We start from the raw sequence: 6,301 nt of genomic DNA on the forward strand, positions 1-6,301 counted from the left end.
GCATGCTTTTTAGAGAAACCGATTCATTAGCAACTATTTGGGACACCGTCAGGCATGAGTTGCATCGGGGGGCCCGGGATAGCAAACACCCCTTTCGCTTTGTGACCATGGCCACCCTTTCGGCTGAACAGCCAGACAGCCGCTATGTCGTCTTGCGCCAATTGGACGAAAACCTTTGCTTTCACATCTTTACTGACAGCCGTAGCCATAAAGTTAACCAACTGATTCACAATCCAGCGGTTACCTTACTTTTTTACCATCCCCGGAAGCGCTGCCAGGTAAAAGTGCAGGGAACGGCCCGGATCCATCAACAGGATTCCCTAAGTAAAACGCATTGGGAAACCGTGCAAGGCGACGCCCAAAAAGCCTATCAGGGACTGATCCCTCCCGGAAAGGAGGTCGCTAATCCAGGAGCTGCTCATGTTTGGATGGAGGAAAAAGGAGATGCTCATTTTACGGTCGTAGTAATTGAAGCATCCACCATCGAATGCCTGCAATTAGACGGCCTGCGTCACCTAAGAAATCGTTTCTACAAAGAGGGAGATGAGTGGAAAAGCAATTGGCTGGCACCATAACGTACCTACCATTCCTGTATAGCGTAATTGTTGTTAAAAAATAAAAGTTCTATCTTGAGGTTCTATATTTAACAAGCAGTAACCTTTACTCCAAACACATGCATAACAGAAGAGACTTTATCAAAAAGACCGGTATCGCATCCGCTCTTTTCGGCCTGGGCCTGGGAAATCACGCTTTTTCCATCACACCAAAGGCCGACTTGTATAAAATATCCCTGGCCGAGTGGTCGGTCAACAAATTGTTATTCTCCGATAAAATGGATCACCTGGATTTTCCGGTGTTGGCAAAAAAACACGGGATTCATGCGGTGGAATACGTCAACCAATTTTTTATGGACAAAGCCCAGGACCAGGCCTACCTACGCGAAATGAAAACCCGAGCAGAGGGAGAGGGCGTAACCTCGGTATTGATCATGTGCGACCGGGAAGGCCAGTTAGGTGCCGCAGATGCCTCCGAGCGGGCAACCACCGTGGAAAATCACAAAAAATGGGTGGAAGCAGCCAAATTTCTGGGCTGTCACGCGATACGGGTAAACGGTTATTCCTCCGTAGAATACAGTTCTGACCGAAGCGCTTTTAAGGAATCCATGAACCTGGTGGCAGATGGGCTGCACCAGCTATGTGAATTTGCCGACACCATGGATATTGGCGTCACCATAGAGAATCACGGTGGCTTTTCCAGTAACGGCAAATGGCTATCCGGGGTAATGAAAGCGGCCGATCATCCCAGGGCGGGTACCTTGCCGGATTTTGGCAATTTCCAGATCAGCCCCAACGACGGCAATCCCATATCCTACGATTCGTACAAAGGGGTAAAGGAATTGATGCCTTATGCTCAGGGTGTCAGTGTGAAAACCACCGTCTGGGATAACAAAGGCAATCAGTCCCCGCTGGACTATGAAAAGATGATGCGGATTGTGCTGAAAGCAGGCTACCGCTCCTGGTGTGGCATCGAATACGGAGAAGCCGGCAGGGAATGGGAAAGCATCGTGGAAGTCAGGGAGCAATTAGAGGCTACGGAGGCAGCACTTCAGGGTTCTTTTTCCGCTTAATCCAACAAAAATACGGTCATGCTACGGGGCCCATGTGCCCCAATAACCAGGGACTGCTCGATATCAGCGGTTTTGGAAGGCCCGGCAATGAAAACGCCATAGCCGGAACCTTCCACGTTGATGCGGGCATACACCTCGTGCATGTTACCGAGTAAGCGATCCTTTTTCAACAAAACAATCAGGTGCTGAGCGATAAAAGGCAGGGCTCTGTGATGTAATTTTTCTTCCGGCAGCCAGATGGCTGCATTTTCGGCCACTCCCCATTCCCCTTCCAGAATGGCCACTTCTGCGTGCTCCAGTTCGTGGGGATCATCTGCCATGTTCACATCGAAATTTCCGGCAACCTTTTCGCTAAGCGAAACGATCATTTGACTGTTTCGAAAATGCTCCTGCAGGTGATTGGTCACCTCCTTCAAACTTTTCGCTTCCCGGGCCTCTCCTCCATTCAGAGAAAGGCTTTGCCGGTATTGTTCGGTCAAATTACTATCGTAAGGGAATTCAGGCTGTTCCGGCAAGGGCAGCAGAGCTGGCTTATTGGCTTGTATGGCAGCCAGGATGCTTTCTTTACTTGTCATCGTTACGGTTTGTTCGGTACCAGTCTTTGAATGTTTCTTTGGGAACTTCCGGTAATTCGCGGTGCTTGCCCCAGGCATTGAAGCTGTTGTACACAAATCCCCGGGGACTAATGGAAAGTGACTTTCGGGCCATTTTTCCCATCAGGTCAAACAACCTGGGTTTGGACATGACCTGCCCGCCAAAGCGCATGGCCCATCTTTTGGACGTTTGAGGAGGTCCTTCCTTGGTGATTACCTGCCGCCATTTGTAAAGTTGTTCGTGGATATTGATTTTTACCGGACACACATCCGAACAGGATCCACAAAGGGTGGAGGCAAAAGGCAGGGTACTGTGTTTATTGAGATCCATTCCGGGAGAAAGTATCGAGCCAATGGGTCCCGGGACGGTTGAATTATAACTAAAGCCACTGCTTCTGCGGTAAATGGGACAGGTATTCATGCAGGCCCCGCATCGGATACACTTGAGCGAATTCCGAAAATCCTCCCTGCCCAACTGCTTGGTTCGCCCGTTATCCACCAGGATCAGGTACATTTTTTTACCCTTTCGGGGACGATGAAAATGCGAGGTATAATTGGTGATACTTTGTCCGGTAGCACTTCGTGCCAAAAGCCTTAGGTACACTCCAAGGTCCGCTGCCCTGGGAATCAATTTCTCTATGCCCATACAGGCAATGTGTATATCCGCCAGGTGAGTGCCCATGTCCGCATTTCCTTCGTTGGTGCAGACCACAAAGCCACCCGTCTCGGCGATTCCAAAATTCACCCCGGTGATGGCCGCATGCGCCTGTATGAATTTCTGCCTCAGGTGTTGGCGGGCCGCTTCCGTTAGGTACTTGGGGTCATCGGCTCCCGCTTCCGTACCCAGGTGCTTGTGAAAAATATCGCCGATCTCTTTTTTCTTCAGGTGAATGGCCGGCATCACGATGTGGCTGGGCACTTGCTTATTGAACTGAATGATGCGCTCTCCCAAATCGGTGTCGACGACATCATACCCCTTATCTTCAAGGAAATGATTCAAGCCGCACTCCTCTGTCAGGATGGATTTGCTTTTTACCAGTTGCCGCACCTGGTTTTCCTCCAGAATACGGAGTACGTGATCGTTGTGTTCCTGGGCATCTTTGGCCCATAGCACCTCGATGCCGTTGGCCTGGGCATTTTTTTCAAATTGAAGCAGCAGGTTATCCAGATTGGAGAGCACGTGGTCTTTTATCTGGGAGGCAAGGGTACGGAGCTGTTCCCACTCCGGTATTCTCTGCGCTGAAACATCCCGTTTACTCCGGACATGCCACAGGGTTTCGTCGTGCCAATGGCTTCGCTCGGAATCTTTCAGGAATTCTTCAGCTGCCGCTGCGTGCGTTGGGGCTGGTTTCATGGTTTATTGATTTTTTAGCTCGGGCTCCTGCCCGTTCAAAATTTCTGCGATATGCATCACTTTTATGGGGCTTTTGTCCCTTCGTAGCAGGCCTTCCAGGTGCATAAGGCAGGACATGTCCGCACCGGTAATCACCGCTACTCCCTGTTCCTGATGGTCCTGAATGCGGTCTTTTCCCATCTGTACGGAAATCGCTTCTTCAAAAACCGCAAAGGTACCGCCAAACCCGCAACACTCGTCCTTCCTGGCCAAATGGACCAGGTCAATGTCTTCGACCATCTCCAGCAGGTGCAGGGGTTTGTTAAAATCCGGCACCATCAGTTCCGATGGCCTCGCTAGTCCAAGGCCTCTCAGCCCGTGACAACTGGCGTGCAGGCCCACTTTATAAGGAAACCGGGACTTCAATTCCTTGATTTGGACCACATCGGTCAGAAATTCACACAATTCGTATAGTTTGGGTTCGCCTTCCTTGTTAGAAAGAATGTGCTCCTTGGCATGCAGGGTACAGCTTCCGGAGGGACAAACCACGTAGTCAAATTCAGCAAAATTCTCCCGAAACAGGTCGGAAGCGCCTTGACCGAATTCTTCGTATCCTGAGTTGGCCATGGGCTGTCCGCAACAGGTTTGTTTCAAGGGGTAGGCTACCTCCACGCCCGCTTTTTCCAGCAGTTCCAAGGTTGCGATGGCTGCTTTTGGGTAAAATTGCTCGACGTAACAGGGTATAAACAATCCGACTTTCATTCAGAGGAGGTGTTATTGGATATGTAACAAAATAGAGGGACCATTGTTGGCCTCATGCAATAAAGATAAGCATCAGAAGGTAATTCGCCAGTATTAACTACATAACTTTTCCCTTCCGATGCCTGACGGATTACCAGGTAGGTAAGCCGTTTACAATTAAATCCGTGTTAAAAGTACGATAGCAGCAAACGGGAACCATCCTGCACTGTGCTGATGGTAGGGGCGGTAGCGGGAATCTTTTTGAATCCGGATTCTGCCTTTCCGGAATGAATGTAATCTTTCGTTGTTGTATGGCGTTTTGGGAGTATTAACGTCCAGCTTTCGTGCTTATTCCTCAAGATTCAGTGTCAAATGCCCATCTAGTCCTTCTCTTATTCTCATTAAGGTAGATAGCCGGATAAATAGCTTAAATGGATATATTCAAAGGGTAGAACCTGCTGGAATTTTCTGATCGGTTCAAAACCAACGAAGATTGTAAGCAATATCTCTCCTAAATCAAATGGGAACCAGGGTATGCATGCAAAAATTGTGGTCACACCAAGTTTCAGGAACGTAAAGATTATTCACGTACCTGTAATATTTGTAGAAAGACGGAATCAGCTATGGCAAAGAGTTGGATTCACATCAGATGGGAGCCGTCTATAGCCGCATTACGCCGAATATGGCCGCTGAAAACCCGGTTTTTCCTCTTGCCTGGGATCTATTTTTCCATTTTCAGAACTGCGAATTTGCCTTTGTTCCAACCATGGACGAGTATGTATAATTGTTTGGACCCGTTTTCATTTACAAGGTGTGGCCAAACTTGATGAATATTTGTCAGGACAGGGATATCCAGATCTCCGGGGACTATAGTCGATACCAAATTATCACCTGTATGTACATATACGGGCGCGGATTTTTGTTCGCCAATAGCACTTAGCGCATTTAGGAAATAGTGTTCAGCTTTATAAGAGAGGTTACAAACGAGACTCCCTTCCGGTATATCATTGAAAGTCTCTACAAACTTTCCTTTTTTAGTGAATTTCACAACCTGCCCTGCGGCTCTGTTGGCGACAAAAATATGTTTTTCATGGGCGTATATACCATGTGCGGTTTGAAACTGTCCGGGGTTGTTTCCCTTTCCACCCCATGCGAGTTTTCCCCAGCTCCATTTGCCTCCATTTTCCTTAATTGTCATGACAAAATCTCCTTTGGAATACCCGTGGGCTACGTATAAGGTGCCATTCAAGTAGGTTACGTCTGTTACCCCAAAATTGCTGTCTTTTGATGCGAAGAACTCATTGGCGGGTTCAAATTTGAATTCGGTACCTGTAGGCTTCACCATTTCACTAACAATTTTTCCATCCAGGGTTAAAACCAGTACTCTTTTGCCCTCTTGTGCCAGGGCGAGGTATTTTTCACCCTTATGTACAAAGAAAACGATACCGTGAATATTATCTTTTAAACGCGAATCAGTTCCTATCGTTGACCATTTGGTAAGGTCGGGACTTATACTGCACAGGCCGTATCCGGGGATTCCAGTATATACAATTCCCGTTTCGGGATCTTCATTAAAACCGCCGTGCATTCCCGCTTCAAATTCCCGGGCACCTTCTGGAAAAGCAGCCGTTAATTCTTTATCCCAGGAAAATATAAATTCACCCTGGCCAGTTACCAGTTTTGCCTGCTCGGGAATGTTGTCGGATACTGATGACTCAACGTGATGATGCGCGATAGCAACATTTTCATGAGCATGGTGTGTGTGATCGTGGCTATGGGTATGGTTATGTTGGGTACTTTGCGCTGTAGAGGTGATTGTAAATCCGAAATAGGTTATTAATGATAGTACAGCAAGTATCTTGTTTTTTAACATTGGTAGTGAGTTTATTTTATAATTTTAGGAAAGTTAAACATTTTCGTAAACTGGCTAAAACCAGCAATTAATTTTATACGTATCCATCCGAGGAACCCATTAGAATTAGGTAGGAATTATAGCAGGTAATGTTT

6 protein-coding genes and 1 pseudogene are annotated in these 6,301 nt (G+C 47.6%); 3 read left to right on the forward strand and 4 right to left on the reverse strand.

The window, feature by feature from the left end; translation table 11 throughout:
- The first annotated feature begins 2 nt into the window (after positions 1–2).
- A complete protein-coding gene (locus tag GJQ68_RS22325) occupies positions 3–575 on the forward strand; it encodes a pyridoxamine 5'-phosphate oxidase family protein (RefSeq protein WP_162419480.1) in 573 nt (190 codons plus the stop codon).
- A 98-nt stretch (positions 576–673) separates the two neighbouring features.
- Positions 674–1,627, forward strand: a complete 954-nt coding sequence (locus tag GJQ68_RS22330) for a sugar phosphate isomerase/epimerase family protein (protein ID WP_162419481.1) — start codon at positions 674–676, stop codon at positions 1,625–1,627.
- Here GJQ68_RS22330 and GJQ68_RS22335 read toward each other — a convergent pair.
- From GJQ68_RS22335 to GJQ68_RS22345, 3 genes are read right to left on the reverse strand one after another with little or no spacing between them, the layout of a single operon-like run.
- Entirely contained in the window at positions 1,624–2,202 is a 579-nt protein-coding gene (locus GJQ68_RS22335; protein WP_162419482.1) for a LutC/YkgG family protein, read from the reverse strand. The genes GJQ68_RS22330 and GJQ68_RS22335 overlap by 4 nt on opposite strands.
- Complete coding sequence (locus tag GJQ68_RS22340; RefSeq protein ID WP_162419483.1) at positions 2,192–3,574, reverse strand: lactate utilization protein B; 1,383 nt, start codon at positions 3,572–3,574, stop codon at positions 2,192–2,194. Before GJQ68_RS22340 ends, GJQ68_RS22335 begins: the two co-directional genes overlap by 11 nt.
- Positions 3,575–3,577: 3 nt before the next feature.
- The gene (locus GJQ68_RS22345) at positions 3,578–4,315 is read right to left on the reverse strand and encodes a (Fe-S)-binding protein (RefSeq protein WP_162419484.1); all 738 of its coding nucleotides are present in this window, start codon (positions 4,313–4,315) and stop codon (positions 3,578–3,580) included.
- Between the two features lie 434 nt (positions 4,316–4,749).
- Here GJQ68_RS22345 and GJQ68_RS23455 point away from each other — a divergent pair.
- Positions 4,750–4,938, forward strand: a pseudogene (locus tag GJQ68_RS23455) (IS1595 family transposase); the annotation flags it as partial.
- A gap of 77 nt (positions 4,939–5,015) precedes the next feature.
- On the opposite strand, the gene GJQ68_RS22350 reads toward GJQ68_RS23455, so the two are convergent.
- Positions 5,016–6,167: an NHL repeat-containing protein gene (locus GJQ68_RS22350; RefSeq protein WP_162419485.1), complete on the reverse strand. Its 1,152-nt coding sequence runs from the start codon at positions 6,165–6,167 to the stop codon at positions 5,016–5,018.
- Between the last annotated feature and the right edge of the window lie 134 nt (positions 6,168–6,301).

Source organism: Cyclobacterium roseum (genome assembly GCF_010119225.1).
Classification (GTDB): domain Bacteria; phylum Bacteroidota; class Bacteroidia; order Cytophagales; family Cyclobacteriaceae; genus Cyclobacterium; species Cyclobacterium roseum.